The sequence below is a fragment of the Psychromonas sp. MME1 genome (assembly GCF_041080865.1).
Taxonomy (GTDB): Bacteria; Pseudomonadota; Gammaproteobacteria; order Enterobacterales; family Psychromonadaceae; genus Psychromonas.
On the sequence record NZ_CP160906.1, the window covers coordinates 2,295,644 to 2,318,074 of the forward strand.

A 22,431-nucleotide genomic window follows, 5' to 3' on the forward strand; every position below is an offset into this window, starting at 1 on the left:
AATGCTTACTTACTGTAATCATCACCATAGCCAAGGCTGTGTAACGCACGCATGTCATCAGCCCAGCCAGATTTAACTTTCACCCAAACTTCTAAAAAGACTTTCGCATCAAAAAGTTCTTCCATATCAAGGCGAGATTGTTTACTAATCTCTTTAATTTTGTCACCTTTATTGCCGATAACCATCCGTTTTTGACCGTCTCGCTCAACTAAAATCAATGCATTAATATGCAACACACCATTTGCTTGCTGTTTAAATTGCTCAATTTCAACGGTGACTGAATAGGGAAGCTCATCACCTAGAAAACGCATTAGCTTCTCACGGACTATTTCTGACGCCATAAAGCGTGACGAACGATCAGTGATATAATCTTCAGGAAAATAGTGCTCAGATTCAGGCAAAGCCTGTTGCGCCCATTGACGGATTTTTTCCACATTATCGCCTTTTTTAGCAGACATTGGCAGAATGTGAGCAAAATTATAACGTTTAGCTAATGTTTCTAAGTGCGGTAATAAAAGCTCTTTATCTTCAACATTATCAATTTTGTTAACGGCTAACACTACCGGGCATTTTAAGTACTGTAATTTACTCAGTACCATTTCATCATCTTCGTTCCAGTGTGTCCCTTCAACGACAAAAATCACCATTTCAACATCATTAATTGAGCTCGCTGCAGAGCGATTCATCAAACGATTAATCGCACGTTTTTCTTCTACATGTAGCCCCGGAGTATCGACAAAAATAGTTTGATACTCGCCGACGGTATCTATACCTAAAATGCGATGACGAGTCGTTTGCGCTTTGCGTGAAGTGATACTCACTTTTTGACCTAATAAGGCATTAATCAATGTTGATTTACCCACATTTGGACGACCAACAATTGCCACTAATCCACATTTTGTACTCATTTATTGTGCTCCCAGTAAAAATGCTAACATTTTTTCGGCGGCCACTTGCTCCGCTTTGCGTCGACTTGTCCCCTGCCCCATCACCGAGGGTAAACCTTCAATAGTGCAGCTCATTGTAAAACGCTGGTTATGCGCTTCACCTTTGATTTCAATCACTTCATAGACGGGTAGTGCTTTTTTACGTGACTGCAAACGTTCCTGTAAACGCGTTTTCGGATCTTTTTGGCTAATTCCCGGTTTAATCGTCTTTAAACGACTATCAAACCAGCCTAAAATCAAACCCTTAACAGTATCAATATCCGAGTCAAGGAAAGCCGCACCAATAATCGCTTCAACGCTATCAGCGATAATGGAGTCGCGGCGAAAACCACCACTTTTCAACTCTCCCGGCCCTAAAATCAAGCAATCACTTAGAACAAATTCACGCCCTATTTCAGCTAACATTTTTCCGCACACTAAGGTCGCACGCATGCGACTTAAATCACCTTCATCCACATTAGGAAAACGGGTGTAAAGATCCGTCGAAATTGCAAAACTTAAGATTGAATCCCCTAAAAACTCCAATCGTTCGTTATGATTTCCCAAGGCACTGCGATGAGTGAGCGCTTGTTTGAGTAAATTAAAATCTTTAAAGGTATAACCGATGCGTCTTTCTAAACGTTTTAATTCGTCATTCTTAATACTCATTACTTAACACCACCGATACGATCAAATCGAATACCACTGGGTACCCAAGTAGGAAGAAAATCATCGCGGTGACGGTAGAACTCAAAACTTACCCAAATTGCAACGGCTTTACCCACTAAATTCTGCTCCGGAACAAATCCCCAATAACGGCTATCTTTACTGTTATCTCGGTTATCCCCCATGACAAAGTAATTACCTTCAGGCACAATCCATTCATAGGCGTAGGTATCTGCTTGCTGATAATAATAAGCGACATGGTCGCTACGCAGCGGATTGATTAATACTTTATGGGCCACTTCACCTAATATTTCGCTATAAACTTGCATCATACTCTCTTCATCGGCAAAATCTTGCTCACCGATATACTGCGTATCAACGGCTTTATAGTTACCACATTTTTCTTTTTCACATGCAGGAACAAGATAAAGGCGCTTATCTTTATAAACAATTTTATCCCCCGGTAAACCAACAACACGCTTGATGTAATCAACACGAATATCTTCTGGGTATTTAAATACCGCGATATCACCGCGTTTAGGCTCGCCAACTGGGATCAGTGTATTTTGCCAAACAGGCTCTTTGACACCATAGGAAAATTTTTCAACTAAAATAAAATCACCAACTAATAGGGTGGGCATCATTGAACCCGATGGAATTTGAAAAGGCTCATATAAAAAAGAGCGCAAGACAAAAACAATCGCAATGACGGGAAACAGTGATCGCGCATTTTCGATGATCACATTTTCAGGATAGATACCTGCCAATGTTTGTTCATCTAATACCCCTTCCACTTTATCCTGTGCTGCTTGTCTAGCAGCAACTCGTTTAGGCCCCCATATAAATTTATCAAGCAGCCAGACAATACCGGTAACAAAGGTTAATATAACCAAAATAAGTGCAAACGTATTTGCCATTTTCATTCCTATTATTTAGATTTTCTTTTATTCAATCAGATTATTTAAGCTGACATGTAGGCACATATCCGTTTAACTAATATGACTACCAATTATGCGTAAACAACTTGAATACGCAGATTTTTGACCTGTTTATATAAAGCGAAAAATGCGCTGTTTAAAAAAACAGCGCATTTTTGCCATTTACTCTATGGGTTGGGACAGCTATTTATCTTTGCCAATATGCAACACCGCAAGGAATGCTTCCTGAGGAATATCAACATTACCGACAGACTTCATTCGCTTTTTACCCTCTTTTTGTTTCTTCAATAGTTTTTTCTTACGGCTAATATCGCCGCCATAACATTTTGCAAGTACATTTTTAGTAAGCTGTTTTACCGTGGAACGGGCAATAATTTTCCCGCCTATCGCCGCTTGTATTGCAATATTAAACATTTGGCGAGGAATAAGCTCTTTCATTTTTTCAACGAGATCTCGACCATAGTTTTCGGAGTTACTACGATGCGTAATGAGCGCGAGCGCATCTACACGATCACCATTTATTAACACATCCACGCGCACCATATCCGCCAATTCAAAACGAATAAAATTATATTCCAGTGAAGCATAACCACGGCTGGTTGATTTCAAGCGGTCAAAGAAATCCATCACCACCTCTCCCATCGGGATATCATAGGTTAGCGCAACCTGATTACCATGATAGGCCATTTTCTTTTGCACACCGCGTTTATTGATACAGAGCGTAATAACATTACCTAAATATTCCTGCGGTACTAAAATATTACACTCCGCAATTGGTTCACGAATCTCTTTAATGCTATTTATCGCGGGTAGTTTAGCAGGACTATCAACATGTTGAACTTTGCCATCGTTCGTTTCTACTTCATAAATAACCGTTGGTGCAGTAGTAATTAAATCAAGATCATATTCACGCTCTAAACGCTCTTGAATAATCTCCATATGCAGTAAACCCAAGAATCCACAGCGGAAACCAAAACCGAGTGCCGATGAATTTTCTGGTTCATAAAATAGTGATGCATCATTAATACTCAACTTACCCAAGGCATCGCGAAAACTTTCGTAATCATCGGAGCTCACGGGGAACAAGCCAGCATAAACCTGTGGTTGCACGCGCTTAAATCCAGCCAAAGGTGCACTTGCTTCGTTGTTAGCAAGTGTTAATGTATCACCAACTGGCGCACCAAGAATATCTTTAATGGCTGAAATAACGTAGCCCACCTCACCCGCTTTTAAGATCCCCGTTTCTTTCTGTTTAGGCGTGAAATAGCCCACTTTGTTAACTAAGTGAACCTGACCAGTAGACATCACCTTCATGCGGTCACCAACTTTAATTTGGCCGTTTTTAATACGCACTAAGGAAACAACACCTTGATAGTTGTCAAACCATGAATCAATAATTAAGGCTTGTAATGGCGCATCAAGATCCCCCACTGGTGGCGGAATAGCACGCACAATTTCTTCTAACACCAAATCGACACCAAGCCCGGTTTTAGCAGAACAATGGACAGCTTCCGTCGCATCAATACCGATAATATCTTCTATCTCTTCAGCAACACGAATAGGATCGGCCGCAGGCAAATCTATTTTGTTCAGAATAGGTACAACTTCTAGGTCCATCTCCATTGCGGTATAACAGTTAGCAAGTGTTTGTGCTTCAACGCCTTGCCCTGCATCGACCACTAACAATGCCCCTTCACAGGCTGCTAATGAACGCGATACTTCATAGGAAAAGTCGACGTGTCCCGGCGTATCGATAAAATTAAGCTGGTAAGTTTGACCATCTTTGGCTTTATAATCGAGCGTCACACTTTGTGCTTTAATGGTAATTCCGCGTTCACGTTCAATCTCCATTGAATCGAGTACTTGCGCTTCCATTTCTCGAACCGTTAAGCCACCACAAATGCTGATTAAACGATCCGACAACGTTGATTTGCCATGATCGATATGGGCGATTATTGAAAAGTTACGAATATTTTTCATGAATACATTAAATACCTGTGTTATTGCATGCTGCATGCGCTGTAATATGGGCTTTCATAGCGACGCTTTCTAGACTTTAAAATGGAGCAAGAAGCTTCGATATATAAATGCTACGCATTCTAACGAATTAATCAATCCACCGCTATCTTTATGACACAATCCCCTTTTCAATAAAGATAGCAAACAAAGATATCGCCAATAGAATAGAAAATAATCACTTTTAATTTTTCACCAATCCTTTTTAAGCGTGTGCTATTTCACAAAACCAACCTACTTATGTTCAATAAGCACCTATTATTGTTAACAGAATTGATCGTTTTAGCTTACAATATGTTTGCTTTTTTTAGGGAACAGTAACGGCAAGGAGCAAATTAATTTGTGCAGCCAACAACCGAAAAAAGAGATTCTTAATCATTATTCAATCCATATCGCATCTATCGATGTCGATGTTTTTCTATCTATCTTTGAGGTTATTTAATTATGAAATCAAACACATCTGTGTTGCTTTCTGTCGCAGTGGCGATATTAGGATTTATCGTTATTTCTGTATCAGGCATTAATATACCTGGTCAATATTTATTTGTTATTGGCGCTTTAGCAACGGGGCTTGCCATTCAATTTATTCCAACAACTAAATCAACGAACACAAGTGAAGAAGCAAACACTGCAGATTTTACAACTGCGACACTTTATGTTGGAAACTTACCTTATCGCGCAAATGAGATGGCTATCCGTACACTGTTTTCAGAGCATGGCAAAGTTATTTCAGTACGTTTAATGAAAGATAAGCACACGGTAAACGTCGTGGCTTTGGTTTTGTAGAAATGCCCGAGGAAGATGCTAAAAATGCTATCGCTGCATTAAATGAGTATGAATTTCAAGATCGCTCATTAAAAGTGCGTGAAGCGAATGAAAGAGCACCACGCAATGATGATAATAGCGAAAATTAGTCAATATTTATTGCTATCTGCATAAACGCCCTTTGGGCGTTTTTTTATGCCTGCTCGATATTATCATTGCAGGCGAGGTTAATTAAAAAAGCGAATTCCCTCGCCGTATCATGAAAAGGCTTAAATCGACCAGACTTACCACCATGACCCGCTTCCATATCCGTATACAACAGTAATTGATTGTTATCAGTTTTTAATGCCCGCAACTTGGCAACCCACTTCGCGGGCTCCCAATATTGGACGTTCGAATCATGTAAGCCTGTGGTGACTAACATGTTTGGATAATCCTGCCTTTTTACTTGATCATATGGACTATATGAGAGCATATAATGATAATAGTGTTCAATATTAGGATTTCCCCACTCATCATACTCTCCCGTTGTTAAAGGTATAGATTCATCGAGCATAGTCGACACAATATCAACAAAGGGGACTGCAGCAACAATACCGCAATATAGCTCGGCCGCATCATTGATAACCACCCCCATCAATAATCCTCCAGCACTGCCTCCCATGGCAAAAACCTTACTAGGATCTGCATAATTTTGTGTAATTAATCCTTTGGTCACATCTATAAAATCATTAAATGTATTTTTCTTTTTTAGCAGCCTTGCATCTTCATACCAAGCACGCCCAAGCTCCTCACCTCCTCTGACATGGGCCACCGCATATACAAAACCACGGTCTAATAGACTGAGATTAGCAGCACTAAAGGTAATATCTAAACTGTGTCCATAGGAACCATAGCCATAGATTAAAATAGGATTATGGTTATTGAAAAGTGCACGTCGGTAGACCAAAGTGACGGGAATATTGGTACCATCGCGGGCTACTATGGTAATTCGTTCACTTTTGTAATCACCACTTTCAAAACCACCCATCACAATGCGCTGTTTTAATATCTCAGTAACACCACTATTTAAGTCAAGCTCATAAACGGTTGTAGGCGTGGTAAAAGAGGTATATTGGTAACGAAATTTACTGCTATTAGGATCGGGATTGTAATGACTAAACACACTATAGGCAGGATCATTAAATGTAATGAGTTTAGATTCGCCGCTATTATAGTGAATTTGGCGTAGCTGAGGTAATCCTGCAGACCGTTCTTCAACAACTAACCAATCAGACATTAATTCAAAGTCTTCAAGTAATACCGCTTCTCGAGCTGAAATTAACGTTTTCCAATGTGCACTATCACTATTAACCGATACACGGGAAGTTTGTAAAGCAAAGTTTTTACCGGATAAATTCGTGCGTATGTAAAATAGGCCTTGGAAATGGTCAATCCGATATTCATGCCCTTCTGATCGCGGCAAAAATATCTGCGGCGGCTGTAGCGGATAATTAGCATCTAACAGCAAGCATTCCGACGTTGTACTGCTTTCAATATAAATAACGACATATTGTTCACAACGCGTTTTATATATATCAACATAAAAGCTTTCATCACTTTCTTGGTAAACTAATTGGTCATTTTCTATCGCATCCCCGAGCGTATGCCGATAAACTTGATAGGGCAATAAAGTCTTAGGATGTTGCTTAACATAAAAAACCGTTTTATTGTCATTTGCCCAAACGACGGCAGAAACATCTTCAATGATGTCATCAAGTACCTCGTTCGTTTGCAAGTTTTTAAAATAGAGCCGATATTGCCGACGACTAATAACATCCTCAGAAAAAGCCAATAGCATGGCGTTGCTTGATAGTGTTAAATCACCTAATTCATAATACTCATGCCCTATTGCGCGCTGATTGCAATCCAGATAAATCTCATCTGCAGCATCCATTGTTCCTTCATGTCGACTATAAATAGGGTAATCTTTGCCTTCATCAAATCGCGATAAATAGTAAAAGCCATTTTTAAAATAAGGAACCGTACTTAGCGCAGGCTCTTGTCGCGCGACCATCTCTTTATATAAGGTATTTTGTAATGTCGCTAATGGTGCCATTTCATGCTCTGTATAGGCATTTTCTTGTTTAAGATAATTTAACACGTCAGCGGATTCGCGTTTATCATCTCGTAGCCAAAAATAATCATCACAGCGTTGATGACCATGCATCTCGTGAATATACCGTTTTTTCGGTGCGTAAGGGGCATAACGTTTATTAGCAGTTTGCATGGCTTGCTCAATGATGATTTAAAGAGGGGAAATATTAACACTCGCTAATAGATTGGCAAAGCATGCCTTGAAATAGAGTAGTGAAAGGAAGCATTAATTCAAGAAGAGTAAATGGATATAAAAAAACAGCTCCCAAGGGAGCTGTTTGATGTATTGATTTAACCTTTATTACCACCTGCGGTTAAACCACCTACTAACCATTTTTGTGCGAGCATGAACACAACGGTAATCGGTATTGCCGATAGAACCGCTGCGGCTGCGAAATCGCCCCATAAATAGTTTTGTGGGTGCAGATACTGTTGCATACCAACCGCTAAGGTATAGTTCTCAACAGGGACGTCAACTAACAATAATGAAGCAACTGGCACTTCAGTAACTGCAGCCACAAATGACAGGATAAATACCACGGCTAGAATAGGCACAGAAAGCGGTAATAACACCAACCTAAATGCCTGCCAAGGTGTCGCACCATCTAACGATGCAGCCTCTTCTAGAGAAACATCAATCGTTTCAAAATAACCTTTGATAGTCCAAACATGTAATGCAATACCGCCTAAATAAGCAAAGATTAAGCCCCCGTGAGTATTTAAACCAAGGAATGGGATATAGTCACCAACTTTATCGAATAATGCATATAACGCCACTAACGCAAGCACAGCTGGGAACATTTGAAATATTAACATCCCTTCTAACAATACTTTTTTACCCGCAAATTTCATTCGAGCAAATGCGTAAGCAGATGTTGTTGATAATACAACAACTAATATTGACGTAATACCTGCTACTTTCACCGAGTTCCATAGCCAGCTCAAAACCGGAAATGGAGGCGCTGAAATAGTTCCATCGGCATTAGTGACACTTAAACCTAATGCAAGTCGCCAGTGATCTAGCGTTGGGTTATCAGGAATTAACGATCCCGCTGCGAAGTTACCTTCTCGAAACGAGATGGCAATAATCATCAATAGTGGAAATAAAATCGTTGCACAAAAGATTAATAAAAATGCATGGGCAAACCAGACGCGTTTTTGTTCATTTTTAGATTTAACAATAGCCATTAGATTGTTCCTTTAAGAAGCTTGTTGTTTTTTCGAAGCACGTAGGTTAATAAATGCTAACACAGCAACCATCAAGAAGATTATTGTTGCAATCGCACTTGCCAAGCCAAAGTCTTGACCACCACCACCTTCAAAGGCGATACGGTATGTATAACTAACCAATAAGTCTGTATGACCAGCTGGAGTCGAAGAACCGATAATATCCGGCGTACCGTTGGTTAATAGTTGAATCAATACAAAGTTATTAAAGTTAAAGGCAAAACTTGCAATCAGTAGTGGCGTTAACGGTTTAATGATTAATGGGAAAGTTATTTTAAAGAAATTATCTAACGGTCCCGCACCATCAATTGCAGAGGCTTCATATAAATCACTCGGAATTGATTTTAATAGACCCATACATAGGATCATTACATAGGGGTAACCTAACCATGTATTAACAATTAAGAGCATTGCTTTTGCTAAATAAGGTTCAGTAAACCACTTTAATTGAACACCGAAAATTGCATTTAGAAGTCCATTTATCTCACCAAAGCTTTGGTTAAATAAACCTTTAAATATCAAAATAGATATAAAAGCGGGTACCGCATATGGCAGTATTAACAGCATACGGTAAATTGCTTTACCTTTTAACTCATCCCACTGCACAACCGTTGCTAGTACAAGGCCCACAGCCAGAGTAAAGAATACTGAGCCACCAGCAAAAATAATTGTCCAGATAAAAATTTGTAAGAATGGTCCTTGAATACCTTTATCGAGGAAAATACGAGCAAAATTATCCCAACCGTTATTAACCACAAATCCAGGTGTCAATAACTGACCTGAGAAATTACCATTTGCATCAACACCCTGATAATTACCGACTTCAAAATTCGGTTTAATAGTCGTGCCATCAACTTGATTAATTAATGTACCTTGATCATCAGCAGCAGCATACAGAGGTACAACTTCAGAAAACTTACGTAATCCCTGCATAGAGAGAACTTTTTCATCAATGGTATACAGTTTTAATTTACTTAAATTACTACGGTTTTGAACAAGGAATCGAACTTTAGCAAGCTCACCAACTCTCTCATCACCAGCGACTTTTAAGTTAACATTTTCCTCAACTGAACTTAATGTTAACGGGGCTGTAACAAAAACGTCCTCACCTTTACTTAAGTAAAGCTGAATCTTTTCGTCATCTAAAATATAGACATCAAATTTATAACTTGTTCCTGGCTTTTCATAGGTTTGTGCTAGAAATTGTGATTCAACACGTTCAAATGTTAATTGATTCGCACCACTATAGTTAGTAAAGGCGATACCGACCGTATACATAAGTGGGAATATGATGAATAAGAACATTGCCGCTATGCCAGGATATACATAACGATGAGCGTATGTATCTTGACGTGCAAAAACAACCACACCCGAGGAGACCAAAACAAGGGTTACTAACGCAAACACAATTTCGTCTTGTGCATACATCAAAACAACTGCATAACCCGCTATTAATGAAATAAGTGTTAATAATCCCCACTTAATCCAATTCGCACTAGAAGACGGTGCATTTTCCGATTTAATAGATAGTTCCATAAATTCCTCAGAGGTAAAACTCAATCAATAAAGACTCTTAGAGTGACTACCCTAAGAGCCTCTTTTTACTTACTATTGTTATTTAACAATACGTGCAGCTGCAGCATCTAGCGCAGCTGATACAGTCTGACGACCTTGTACAGCATTGTTGATTGCAGCACCTTCTGCATACCAGAATTTTGACATTTCAGGTATATTAGGCATTAACTCACCAGTTTGAGCATTTTGCATTGTTGCAGCAATACGAGGATCTGCTTCAAGCTTAGCTTGGAAAGAGTTCAATGCCACAGCACCAAGTGGTTTATCATTATTTACTAACTCAAGACCAGCATCAGTCAATAGATAGTTTTCGATAAACTCTTTTGCAAGCTCTCGGTTAGGGCTCGCAATATTAATACCTGCAGTTAATACACCTACGAATGGTTTCGCTGCTTTACCTTTAAATGTAGGTAAAATTGTTACGCCATAGTTAACGCCACTTTTATCAATATTGCCCCAAGACCAAGGACCATTGATAGTCATCGCTGTTTCACCTGCGTTAAATGCAGATTCAGCAACTGAGTAATCAACATCTGCACTGATCTGTTTGCTAGAAATCATATCAAGTAGGAATTGTAGTGCCGCTTTTGCACCAGGCTCATTTACACCTGTATTTTTAACGTCATAACCACCGTTAGCAAATTTGAATGCGTAACCACCGTCAGCAGCTAGTAAAGGCCATGTGAAGAACGGTTCTTTTAAGTTCCACATGATTGCTGATTTACCATCTTTTTTAAGTTTCGCATCAAGGGCAGCCATCTCTTCCCATGATTTAGGAGGATTAGGTACTAAATCTTTGTTGTAAATCAAAGATAGAGATTCAACAGCGATTGGGTAACCGATATATTTACCGTCATACATTACCGCATCCCAAGTAAAGTCAGCCATTTTACCTTTTAACTCTTTACTTGGTTTAATTTCAGCTAGTAAACCAGCTTTAGCCCAACCACCGAAACGGTCATGAGCCCAGAATACGATATCTGGACCAGCACCAGTCGCTGCTACTTGACCATATTTTTCTTCTAATTTGTCAGGATGTGCAACAATGACTTCTATACCAGTGTCCGACTCGAATTTTTTACCAACTTCAGCTAAGCCGTCATAGCCTTTATCACCATTAATCCAAATAGTGATTTTGCCACCGTCCATTTTTGCATGAGCAACATTTACACTGCCTAGTGCAACCAATACTGAAACAGCTAATGTACCTAATACTTTTTTCATAAAAATTCCTTTAAAATATAAATGGTAGTTTTTAGTTTTGTATCATTCTTCAACTTCGTTTTTCATCTGGTTTATCTAATAACCTTAAAAACGAGGGAGACAATAGCCCCCCCCCAAAAAAATCGTCACCCCCCCTCCCTCTACGCCCCCCCTAAACAATGCCATGTTAATGTAAATAATGTTACCTAACGCACTAAATTAGGGTTAAAAGCCGCACGAGTTAGTTGCAATGGATATCGTTTTATTGCATTTTAAACGCCGCTGGGAGGAGGTTATTTATAGAAGGGCGTAGCTTATTTAACTGCACATCTATATTCTTCATCCATAAAACGTTAACATATATTAACTAACTATCATTACGCCTAACATTTTACTGTAAAATCAAACAATAATGTTTGCTATTTACGACGATAGGATTGATGTAAAGCTGTATTAAAGCGCGAATGAAAGCGATAGCAGCATCAAATAGTCGAATCAAGGAAGAAATTAAGTATCTAACGAAGCTACTTAACTAGTATTAGATGCTGCTTTAATTAAAGGTTTAGTATGATTATCAAATCAAAATTATCACTCCCCACTCCACTTAAAAGAAGCATAGTCCGCAAGCGACTGATGCACAACCTAGGGAATTGCAAATTAGGGTTAATTTGCGCACCTGCAGGTTATGGAAAAACCACTGCAATGACAGATTGGGCACAAAGTAAAAAACATTTAGCTTGGTTTAGCATTGATCGATTTGATGATAACATCAGCCGCTTCAGTAATTATTTTATCCACTCCATTAATGAAATAAATGCCATTAATTGCCCTGCTTCACTAGAAGCTGTCAAACAGAGTCAATACCCTGACCTGATCAATCTCTTCACTCTCTTTATTAGTGAAATATCTGAATATAACGTGCCAATTTGTATTGTTCTGGATAACTACCACCACATAAAAAACCCAGTTATTCACCAAGGTATCAGCTTTTTTATTAAAAACATGCCTAATACTTGGCAAATGGTTATTGCCAGTCGCACACACCCAAATTTACCAGTTTCCAATTTACGCCTTAAGCAGCAGCTTTTTGAGATATCCGAAGCTGAATTAGCATTTACCGATTTAGAAACTGATTCTTTTTTTGCACTTTGCACTGATTTTTACCGCGACCCTGAAAAACAACAGGCATTACGCAAAAGTGTAGATGGTTGGCCAGCCGCCTTACAACTGGTTTCAATTCTAAGTAAAGATAGCGATACATTTAATGAATGTGCTGAACAAATAGGTAAAAGTAATCATGCCTATCTCTGGGATTATCTTGATGAGGAAGTTTTTTCTCTACTTAATCCAAAATTGCAGACCTTGCTATTAACGATTGCACCACTTAACAAAGTTGATGCGGATATTGTTAATAGCCTCTGTCAAATTGATAATGGTCAAGAACAGTTAGAGCGCCTACAAGAACAAGGTGCTTTTATCGTAGCTAACAACAATCAAAAAGAGTGGTTCACATTTCATTCATTCTTTAAAACCTTCCTCTTGCATAAATGCAAAAACACTCCGGGGATTAAGAGCGACCATACAAAGATTGCACGACTTTGGTTATCTAAACAGAATATCGAAGAAGCATTACCCCATGCCCTAAAAAGCCAAGACCAACAATTAATTATTGATTTACTTAAAGGGGCTGGTTGGCAACTACTCGACGATGGCCACTTAAGTAGTCTCGATGAATGTTTTGACATTATTAAAGATGCAATATGGGAATATCCAGAGCTTGTACTACTAGAATTATGGATGCTACGCAGTCGCCATCAAGGTTACAAAGTCGAGCCCCTTATCAAGAAAGCAGAAGCAATTTTTGCAGAGAAAAATATTTCCCTCTCTGAACAAGTAAAAAATGAGCTACCCGTGATTCATGCACAAATAGCAATAAATCACGGAAAAATTGAAGATGCCTTGAGTCAGGCTCAAAAAACATTATTAACCATGGAAACAAATAGCATACGGGTTAATATTGTTGCACAGGCAATCATGGGGGAAGCATACCACTGCCTTGGTAATCTACCGCTCGCATATCAATATTTTCAAGAAGTGAAAATGCTCGCCAATGGACAGCACATGCACCAAAGTGTGATTTGGGCTTTTTACCAACAGGGTGAAATACTTCATGCACAGAGTAATCATGTCGAAGCTGAAAGACATATCGATGCAGCGATCAGCTTGATCAACAAGTATCATTTGCAGAAATTACCCCTATATGCTTTTCCACTACATTTTAAAGCACAAAAGGCCTATCAAGAGGGCGACTTTGAACTTGCAGAACACCTTTGTAAAAGTGCTTTAAAAGTGGTTTCTCCCTATGGAGAACAGTGGCGTTTATATACTTATACGTTACAAGCAAAGATAGCGCTGGAGAAAAAAGATCGTGACCAAACCGCGCCCTTAATTGAAGAGATTGAAAGACTAATACGAAAACAACATTTTCATAGTGATTGGATAGCATCTGCAAACTATGTTCGCATAAAATACTGGCGTACTTGCAACGATATCACCGCGATTGAACGTTGGCTAGAAAATGCACCTATTCCTGAGCATGCTCGCAATCACTTTGATCAATGCCACAATCGCAATCGCATTCGTGCTTATATACAGCTAGGGGATTTAGACAAAGCAGAGACGTTATTAGAAAGTAATATTGCCGATGCCCAAGCGTGCGAACTATTACAGGAAGTCAATCGTAATTTAATCTTATTAACAACTGTCGACTGCCGCTTAAAGAAATTAGAATCAGCTAAGAAACATTTATTACAAGCTTTAGAGTTATCCCTATTAACGGGATTAACAACTTGCTTTGTCCGAGAATCAGGTAATTTAAAATCAGTTTACCTAGAATTAGCGGATGATGATTCACTACTTCATTCCGTAAAAGAACGATTAGCTTATTTGCTCTCCCTATCTGGCATTAACGTAAACGAGCCACAGAAAATCCCTTTTACGCCTGAAAGTGTAAAAAAAATTCAAGCGCATCCTCGCGTTCCTATGTTAGTAAAAAATATTCAGCTAACGCCTAGGGAGTGGGAAGTATTGGGGATGATCTATGCAGGTTACCGAAATCATCAAATAGCAAAAATGATGGGCGTTGCACCAACAACTATAAAATCTCACATTCGTAACGTTTACCAAAAACTAGGCTTAGGTGATCGTAATGAGGCAATGGTTTTAAGTGAAGAGTTGGTCACACTTATTGATGAATAGCCATTCACAGTAAAAAAAATAGTCCATAATAGGAATGTAAAATGAGATAGATAATCAAAAATAACGAGATCTGCTTCTCAAAAGCCAACTCTACGCCCCCTCAAATAAGGCCTACGCCCCCTTGAGGAGGATGCTTATGAAGCGACCATAGCTCAGAATATTTATCTAGAATATTTTGGTTTATATTATCTCCTATGCATTTGATTAGATTCCTAATACATAAGAAATAAACTAAATCCTATAAACATCAATAATAGAGAAGGTAAAGTTAATGGCAGGCGTTGTATTAAAAAAAATAACAAAAGCATTTGGTAATGTTGTTGTTCAAAAAGATATTGACTTAGAAATTGTTGATGGTGAATTTATAGCCTTTGTTGGCCCATCTGGCTGTGGTAAAACAACACTACTACGTATGATTGCTGGATTAGAAGATATTACATCCGGTGACCTCTATATCGATGGCGAACGTGTTAATGACACACCTCCATCAAAACGCTCTATCAGCATGGTATTTCAATCCTATGCACTTTATCCTCACTTAAACCTTAAGGACAACATGACCTTTGGTTTACGTTTAGCGAAAACACCAGAAGCTGAAATTCAAGAGCGTGTTGACTATGCCTCTTCAATTTTACAACTTGGTTCTCAGCTACATAAAAAACCAAAAGAGTTATCAGGTGGTCAACAACAACGTGTGGCAATTGGTCGTACGCTAGTAAACCGTCCAAAAGTATTGCTATTTGATGAGCCACTATCAAATCTTGATGCATCACTACGTGTACAAATGCGTATTGAAATTACCAAACTGCACAAACGTCTAAATTCAACTATGGTTTATGTTACACATGATCAGGTTGAAGCGATGACAATGGCTGACCGTATCGTAGTACTAGAAGGTGGTCGAGTGGCACAACTTGGTACACCTCTTGAGTTATACCATAATCCTGAAAATCGTTTTGTAGCAGGCTTTATCGGTTCACCAAAAATGAACTTTGTAAATGCACGAGTTCAAGAGTTAAATGATGAAGGCGTTGTAGTTCAATTAGCTGATAAATCACTAATCACGGTACAAGTTGAGCACGATACATTAAAAATTGGTGATCCCGTTTCAGTTGGTATTCGCCCTGAGCATATTGATACATCATGCTCTGTTCAATGTGGTGATGGAAGCAAAAAAGATTGTCTCGTTGGTGAAATCCAAGTACTTGAGCAATTAGGCCATGAAACACAAATTTATGTAGAAGCTAAAGGCATTGAAAGTGACTTAATCATTCGTTACTTTGATGTTGCTAAAGTGGCTCTAGGCGAAGAGATTGCGTTTAAATTCCCAGCTCATCGTTGCCACCTATTTAAAGAAGATGGCACAGCATGCCGTCGTACCTTTAAAGAAATCGGTAGCCTTTAAATAGTAATGATGCTTTAACCACCAAAAAGGAGCCTTAAGGCTCCTTTTTGGTTATAGCAATTCATTTAAATAACAAAGCTCAACAAAACCATAGTCAAAAAAATTCTGCTTTAATGCAGCCAAATTCTCTTTTTCAGTTTCACTATATTCCTTTGTATAATAAGCACGATACCCAGTCACGGAGTTACTCTCCGTTTGCTTGCCCAATAATTGATTAACACGATTTGCCACCGCAACACCAGGATCGACCAACTGAACCTGCCGTTCAAAACAACCTGCAATTTCCTCTTTTAACAATGGAAAATGAGTGCAACCGAGTACAATTACATCTGGTTTTTCACACAGCGTTAGCCACGGCTCAAATATTTTTTGTAAGTTGGCTTGATCAACCACTATGCCACGCAACTTTTGCTCTGCCATTTTGACCAAAGCGGTTGAGCCTATTTTCAATACAGTTAAATTGGGGGCAAATTCATCGATCAGTAATTTGGTATATTCTCGATTGATAGTTGCAGGTGTTGCAAGTAAACCGATCACCCCATTTTTTGTTAACTGTGCTGCAGGTTTAATGGCAGGGACAACACCAACAATAGGAATAGTAAAATGCGCTCTTAATACTTGTAATGCGACAGTACTAGCAGAATTGCAAGCGATAACGATTAAATCAATAGCATGCTTTTCAACAACCGCTAATAACAGTTCAGTTAAGCGCTTAATGAGAAAATCATCCTCTAACTCACCATAGGGGAAGTAAGCATTGTCAAATAAGTAGAGGCAATCGACTTGGCTATTAAGACGTGTTATTTGTTCAAATATGGATAAACCACCAACACCTGAATCGAAAATTAAAATCTGTTTTGCTTGCTTCATGAAATTGCCACTATTTTACCCTGTGAAATAAATTATCTGAATTTATCTGGTCAACTTAGTATCGCTACTTTAAAATTCGCACATTATACAATAATTAAGAGGTTTAAATGAATCTGCAATTTGTCGATCCAGATAATTATGAACAGCAGTTAGCTGCCAAAGAAACACAATTTAACCATCAATTTGCAACATTCAAACTGCCTCCTCTAGAGTCGTTCCCCTCTCCAGTCATCAATTACCGTATGCGTTCAGAATTTCGTGTCTGGCATGAAGGAGATGACCTTTTTTATATTATGTTCGACCAAGCAACTAAAGCGAAGATTAGAGTTGATCAATTCCCCCCAGCCAGCGCGCTAATAAATCAACTTATGCCACAATTAATTGCGGCACTAAAAAGCAATACGATATTACGCTACAAACTATTTCAAGTGGATTTTATCTCTAGCTTAAGTGGCCAAATCGTGATTAGCCTGCTATATCATAAACCGTTAGATGAACAGTGGGTAGCACAAGCAACACAACTTAAAACATCACTATCAGCGCATTTCGACATTAACGTTATTGGACGTGCTAAAAAGCAAAAAATTGTATTAGATCAAGACTATGTATTAGAAGAGTTAGAGGTTGATGGAGAAAAATTATGCTATCAACAAATCGAAAATAGCTTTACTCAACCGAATGCTCAAGTCGCGATAAAAATGCTGGAGTGGGCGATTGATTGCACCCGGAATAGTGAAGGTGATCTACTTGAACTATACTGCGGTAATGGCAATTTCTCACTTGCACTGGCAAAAAACTTTAACAAAGTGCTAGCAACCGAAATAGCTAAACCCTCTGTTCATTCTGCACAGTTCAATATTGCCAAAAATAACATTGATAATGTCACTATTATTCGCATGTCTGCTGAAGAGTTTACACAGGCTATTAATGGAGAGCGTGAGTTTAATCGTTTACAGGGTATTAATTTACAAGATTATCAATGCAATACCATTTTTGTCGATCCTCCTAGATCGGGTCTTGATGATGAAACGGTAAAAATGGTACAAAAGTATGACAATATTTTATATATCAGCTGCAACCCTGATACCTTATATAATAATTTGCTCGTATTTAATGAAACCCATGAAATTAAGCGTTTTGCGCTCTTTGATCAATTTCCATATACACACCATAGCGAAGCGGGTGTCTATCTAGTAAGACGCTAGCCTTTATTGGACTTTGATATAGGAGCCAATAATTGTCAGCGAATATTGCTTACTGATTATATCAAAGGCGTGGGCGACATTATCGTCGAGTTGATGGCCGTCCACATCAATAAAAAAGTGGTATTTTCCAAATTGGGACTTGGTCGGACGTGACATGATCGATGTTAAGTTTACTTTTTGCTGAGAAAATGCATTGACGATATTGCCCAATACACCCGGACAATCCTTATCATTTTTCACAACAACGGTGGTTTTATAATTGGCATCGAAAACACGTGCCTGCGCTTGATGGCTAATCACTAAAAAGCGTGTCTGATTATTCTCATAATTAGTCACATTTTCCTTCATCAAACAGTTACTATCAGCAAGTTCTAATGCATGCTTAGGAATAATAGCTCCAGCTCCTTGACCTTGCTGCTTAGCGCGCATTAACGACTCTATATTACTCTGTGTATTATGGATTTTAATATTTGCTAACTTATTAATAAACTCAGAGCACTGTCCATGCGCAACAAACTGTACATAAAATCTGTTAATTGCGAAAAATCTTTGCAATAACCAACAAAGGAGAATTGAATCGGTAATAGTAATTCAGCAATAACAATTAAATGCGTATCGATGAGGCGTTCTAAAACAACTTGTACATACCCTTCAGATAAGTTCTCAATCGGCAATACCCCACACTCACACTCTTTGCCAATGGCATCAAAGGTCTCACTTAGCGTCGGATAATATTGAATATCATAATGTTTATCTTGGCTACGCAAGTATTGCTGTGTGGCTAAATCTGAAAATGTTTCTTTAGGGCCAAGCGTTGCTATTTTAGGCATGAGCCACCGAACTATGGATAAGTAGGGAAAATAAAAAGGTGAGCTTATTGCTCACCTTAATTATATTAGTTAAATCATATGCGATTGTAATTTTTTAAGTGCATTTGCTTCAAGTTGACGCACACGCTCCGCGGATATTTCATAACGTGCAGCAAGATCATGTAGTGTTGCTTTAGAATCATCTAACCAACGGCTATTAATTATATCTTGGCTGCGCTCATCCAACATAGATAACGCGGCATAAAGCTTATTTTTTTGCGACTTTTCAGTGTACTCTTTCTCAACAACAACCGCGACATCAGCACTCTTATCTTCAAGGTATTGGACAGGAGAAAAATTACCGTCTTCATCATCGCTAGCACTTAAATCAAAGGATTGATCCTGTGCATTCAAACGAGATTCCATTTCTAATACATCTTTGGTACTAACATTCAAATTTTCTGCAACTGTTTCAACTTCATCTTGGCTTAACCAACCCAAACGTTTCTTTGCTTTGCGAAGATTAAAGAAGAGTTTACGTTGTGCTTTAGTGGTTGCTACTTTAACCACGCGCCAATTACGAATAACATATTCATGAATTTCAGCTTTTATCCAGTGCACAGCAAAGGAGACGAGACGAACGCCAATAGATGGGTCAAAACGTCTTACAGCTTTCATTAAGCCAATATTACCTTCTTGAATTAAATCAGCTTGAGGTAAGCCATACCCAGCATAACTTTTAGCAATATAAGCAACGAAGCGTAAATGAGACATGACTAATTTTTTAGCCGCATCCAAGTCCCCCTCATTAAATAAGCGTTCAGCCAACTCTTTTTCCTCTTCTGCACTAAGCATTGGAAACTGGTTAACCGATTGAACATAGGCGCCAATACTTCCCTGAGGAACTAAACTCATTGAATTTATTGTATTACTCATGTGTTTCCTTATTGATATATATAGCTAATATAACGATACCATTGCCGTGATAGAGCGTTAACGCAGTGATTATATAACCTCAATTTAGGATAAGCAAATCTATACCCATCTTAGGTCTGAAGCTTTATCAGGCGCTAACTAGCAAGCCTGACATTATGATACGTATTATTACGTAAAAAGCGCTTTAAATGACGAGAGAGCCAATATTCAGCTAATGTCTGATCTTTAATAATACTGCGGATATAGATATTGTTAATTTCTATATCGAGGTTGTCTACCACAGTAAATGTCGTATAGCCAATTACCACGCCATCTAAACGAATAATTAATAATTCACTGGCAATACCAATGTTGATTAATTCACAACGTTGCTCAATGGAGGTTTCATTGATTAGGGTCTGGCATAATGGCGAAAAAAGAGAGGTAGCGGTAATATCGATAATTTTGTTCATAAGAAGCCCAATACCAAATCCTATAGTTATCTACTCATTAATGCTGGTGAAAATGAATACTCGCTTGTAGTGAAACCCCGTTTCACTCTTGTTATTTATACCAAGAGGAGTAAATAGCTGATCTATTTTGCTGGTTAAAATAACTTACTTTTTTGTTGTAAGTTTCGTAAAGGGAGCACCATTTACGTCAACTCACGCCTCAAATTAAGCCATTTTTCCTGCGCAAAATTTAGATCACATATTTAATCCGATTGCTATTATTTTGCAATTAGAAGAATTAATTAGTGAAATCAATGTTCGCTCACATATTACAGGCAATAAAAAAGAGATCAAGCTTGATCTCTTTTTATTATTTACCAAAACTACGTTAGCAACAATCGCTTACTTAGGCTCTATTTTTACCAAATATTGTTTCACAGAAATAAAGGAAGCAATAAAGCCAAGGAAGGTAGAGACACCGATTAAAATAGCCACTTCTTCTATATTCATTGCTAAGATCTGGAAATCTACCTTATATAGGCCCATCAAGCTTCCAGCACTAGATTGTAACCATTGCACTAAGCCAAATGTTAATAACCAGGCAATGACGCCACCTAGGCAACCAAACCAAGCGCCAACATACAAAAATGGACGTTGGATAAAGCTGTTTGTCGCCCCCACTAACTTCAATACTTCGATTTCAGCACGCTGATTTAAAATATTTAAACGAATCGTATTACTGATAATTAATAGAACCGATAGCAACAGCAACAATGCAATTGCAATGACAATATCCACGATAACAGATAAGATCGCTTGTAACTTTTCTATCCAATCTATATCCACACGCACAAGGTCGATATCAGGCTCTCGTTGCAATTTGGCTACCAGTAATTTACTTGAAGCGATATTCATTGCATCGGGTGTAGGTACGATCACCAATACATCGGGTAATGGATTATCCTCTAAGTAATCAAGCGCCTTGGAAAAGCCAGACATCTCTTTGAACTCTTCTAATGCTTGATTAGAAGTGATATGAGTGACCGTTTCAATATCGCTATATAAACTTAACTTATTAATCAATACCTGAACACGCTGTTCTGATATATCTTTCTTTAAAAATAGACTAATTTCAGACGCTTTATCCCACTGATTCGTTACACGTTCTGTGTTTTTATAGATCACCTGAAATACACTAGGTAATGATAAGGCTACACCGAGCACTAAAATGGTCATTACCGTCGCAAAGGGGGTTTTCCATAACTCAGAAAAACTACTAAAAATTTGTTTAAAATTTTGCTGAAATCCAGATATCACACGTCCAAATAGTGACACCTTGTTGATACGAGGTGTTCCGGATAATGCATTGCTGTTTTCTTTTTGCTTAGCCATGACGTTCTCTCATTAATCCATCATTAATCATTTCCCCATCCTTTAGGGTCAATGTGCGATAACGCATTTTTGCGATCAAACCTAAGTCATGAGTGGCAATTAACACCGACATACCAAACTCATTCAAAGATTCAAATAAGCTTAAAATTTCTAAAGATAATTTAGGATCGAGATTACCTGTCGGTTCATCGGCAAGTAATAATGGCGGCTGATTGATTATCGCACGGGCGATACCAACACGTTGCTGCTCACCACCTGAAAGATGAATAGGTAAATAGTCCTCTTTCCCTAACAACCCCACTTTATCCAAAGCAACTAAACTACGGCGCTTTATTTCATAGGGGTTATACCCCTCAATTAACAGTGGCAAACCTACGTTTTCTAATACAGTTCGATTCATTAATAAACGGTGATCTTGAAAGATCATACCGATATGTCGGCGCATATAAGGGATGTCACTTCCTTTAATCGCACTAATATCATTACCATTTAAAAGAATACGCCCTGTACTTTGACGCTCCATCAAACTAATTAATCGTAACAGCGTACTTTTACCAGATCCTGAGTGCCCAGTTAAAAATGCCATTTCCCCCTTTTTTAGATGAAAATTGACATCTGACAGCGCGCTAAAATTCCCAGCGTAAACTTTGCTGACGTTTTCAAATACAATCAT

General features: G+C 38.5%; 18 protein-coding genes and 1 pseudogene. 4 read left to right on the forward strand and 15 right to left on the reverse strand.

Translation table 11 applies throughout. From position 1 onward, the window contains the following. Window positions 1-5: 5 nt before the first annotated feature. The 4 genes from era to lepA form a co-directional block, all read right to left on the reverse strand. On the reverse strand, window positions 6-908 hold the full coding sequence (gene era, locus AB2N10_RS10490) for a GTPase Era (RefSeq protein WP_354623526.1): 903 nt from the start codon (window positions 906-908) through the stop codon (window positions 6-8). Continuing rightward, window positions 909-1,595: a ribonuclease III gene (rnc, locus tag AB2N10_RS10495; RefSeq protein WP_354623527.1), complete on the reverse strand. Its 687-nt coding sequence runs from the start codon at window positions 1,593-1,595 to the stop codon at window positions 909-911. Beyond that, window positions 1,595-2,509, reverse strand: coding sequence for a signal peptidase I (gene lepB / locus AB2N10_RS10500; RefSeq protein WP_354623529.1), 915 nt, complete (start codon window positions 2,507-2,509; stop codon window positions 1,595-1,597). Before lepB ends, rnc begins: the two co-directional genes overlap by 1 nt. Window positions 2,510-2,713: 204 nt before the next feature. Further along, on the reverse strand, window positions 2,714-4,510 hold the full coding sequence (gene lepA, locus AB2N10_RS10505; protein ID WP_354623530.1) for a translation elongation factor 4: 1,797 nt from the start codon (window positions 4,508-4,510) through the stop codon (window positions 2,714-2,716). 480 nt (window positions 4,511-4,990) lie between these two features. Here lepA and AB2N10_RS10510 point away from each other — a divergent pair. After that, a pseudogene (locus AB2N10_RS10510) lies at window positions 4,991-5,460 on the forward strand (RNA recognition motif domain-containing protein). Window positions 5,461-5,504: 44 nt separating this feature from the next. Here AB2N10_RS10510 and AB2N10_RS10515 read toward each other — a convergent pair. From AB2N10_RS10515 to malE, 4 genes are all read right to left on the reverse strand, one after another. Beyond that, window positions 5,505-7,580, reverse strand: coding sequence for a S9 family peptidase (locus AB2N10_RS10515; protein ID WP_354623532.1), 2,076 nt, complete (start codon window positions 7,578-7,580; stop codon window positions 5,505-5,507). 158 nt (window positions 7,581-7,738) lie between these two features. Beyond that, complete coding sequence (malG, locus tag AB2N10_RS10520; protein WP_354623533.1) at window positions 7,739-8,635, reverse strand: maltose ABC transporter permease MalG; 897 nt, start codon at window positions 8,633-8,635, stop codon at window positions 7,739-7,741. A gap of 12 nt (window positions 8,636-8,647) precedes the next feature. After that, the gene (gene malF / locus AB2N10_RS10525; RefSeq protein WP_354623535.1) at window positions 8,648-10,210 is read right to left on the reverse strand and encodes a maltose ABC transporter permease MalF; all 1,563 of its coding nucleotides are present in this window, start codon (window positions 10,208-10,210) and stop codon (window positions 8,648-8,650) included. A gap of 78 nt (window positions 10,211-10,288) precedes the next feature. Then, a complete protein-coding gene (malE, locus tag AB2N10_RS10530; RefSeq protein ID WP_354623536.1) occupies window positions 10,289-11,473 on the reverse strand; it encodes a maltose/maltodextrin ABC transporter substrate-binding protein MalE in 1,185 nt (394 codons plus the stop codon). Between the two features lie 546 nt (window positions 11,474-12,019). On the opposite strand from malE, the gene malT reads away from it, so the two are divergent. Together malT and malK are read left to right on the forward strand one after the other, a co-directional pair. After that, window positions 12,020-14,710, forward strand: a complete 2,691-nt coding sequence (gene malT / locus AB2N10_RS10535; protein WP_369433822.1) for an HTH-type transcriptional regulator MalT — start codon at window positions 12,020-12,022, stop codon at window positions 14,708-14,710. A gap of 271 nt (window positions 14,711-14,981) precedes the next feature. Next, window positions 14,982-16,115, forward strand: coding sequence for a maltose/maltodextrin ABC transporter ATP-binding protein MalK (malK, locus tag AB2N10_RS10540; protein WP_354623538.1), 1,134 nt, complete (start codon window positions 14,982-14,984; stop codon window positions 16,113-16,115). Window positions 16,116-16,166: 51 nt separating this feature from the next. Here malK and murI read toward each other — a convergent pair whose 3' ends face one another. Further along, entirely contained in the window at window positions 16,167-16,985 is an 819-nt protein-coding gene (gene murI, locus AB2N10_RS10545) for a glutamate racemase (RefSeq protein ID WP_369433823.1), read from the reverse strand. A 107-nt stretch (window positions 16,986-17,092) separates the two neighbouring features. Here murI and trmA point away from each other — a divergent pair, with 107 nt between their 5' ends. Then, window positions 17,093-18,190, forward strand: coding sequence for a tRNA (uridine(54)-C5)-methyltransferase TrmA (trmA, locus tag AB2N10_RS10550; RefSeq protein WP_369433824.1), 1,098 nt, complete (start codon window positions 17,093-17,095; stop codon window positions 18,188-18,190). Window positions 18,191-18,193: 3 nt separating this feature from the next. On the opposite strand, the gene AB2N10_RS10555 is transcribed toward trmA, so the two are convergent. The 6 genes from AB2N10_RS10555 to ftsE all read right to left on the reverse strand — a co-directional run bounded on the left by AB2N10_RS10555 (window position 18,194) and on the right by ftsE (window position 22,431). Then, on the reverse strand, window positions 18,194-18,745 hold the full coding sequence (locus AB2N10_RS10555; RefSeq protein WP_354623541.1) for a prephenate dehydratase domain-containing protein: 552 nt from the start codon (window positions 18,743-18,745) through the stop codon (window positions 18,194-18,196). Further along, window positions 18,664-19,020 carry a prephenate dehydratase domain-containing protein gene (locus tag AB2N10_RS10560; RefSeq protein ID WP_354623542.1) on the reverse strand — a complete coding sequence of 119 codons (357 nt, stop codon included), beginning with the start codon at window positions 19,018-19,020 and terminating at the stop codon, window positions 18,664-18,666. The genes AB2N10_RS10555 and AB2N10_RS10560 overlap by 82 nt, the downstream gene beginning before the upstream one ends. A 69-nt stretch (window positions 19,021-19,089) precedes the next feature. Next, window positions 19,090-19,935 carry an RNA polymerase sigma factor RpoH gene (rpoH, locus tag AB2N10_RS10565; protein ID WP_354623543.1) on the reverse strand — a complete coding sequence of 282 codons (846 nt, stop codon included), beginning with the start codon at window positions 19,933-19,935 and terminating at the stop codon, window positions 19,090-19,092. A gap of 134 nt (window positions 19,936-20,069) precedes the next feature. Beyond that, entirely contained in the window at window positions 20,070-20,387 is a 318-nt protein-coding gene (locus tag AB2N10_RS10570) for a hypothetical protein (protein WP_354623544.1), read from the reverse strand. Between the two features lie 381 nt (window positions 20,388-20,768). After that, window positions 20,769-21,758, reverse strand: a complete 990-nt coding sequence (gene ftsX, locus AB2N10_RS10575; RefSeq protein ID WP_369433825.1) for a permease-like cell division protein FtsX — start codon at window positions 21,756-21,758, stop codon at window positions 20,769-20,771. Continuing rightward, window positions 21,751-22,431, reverse strand: a complete 681-nt coding sequence (gene ftsE, locus AB2N10_RS10580) for a cell division ATP-binding protein FtsE (RefSeq protein WP_354623548.1) — start codon at window positions 22,429-22,431, stop codon at window positions 21,751-21,753. The genes ftsX and ftsE overlap by 8 nt, the downstream gene beginning before the upstream one ends.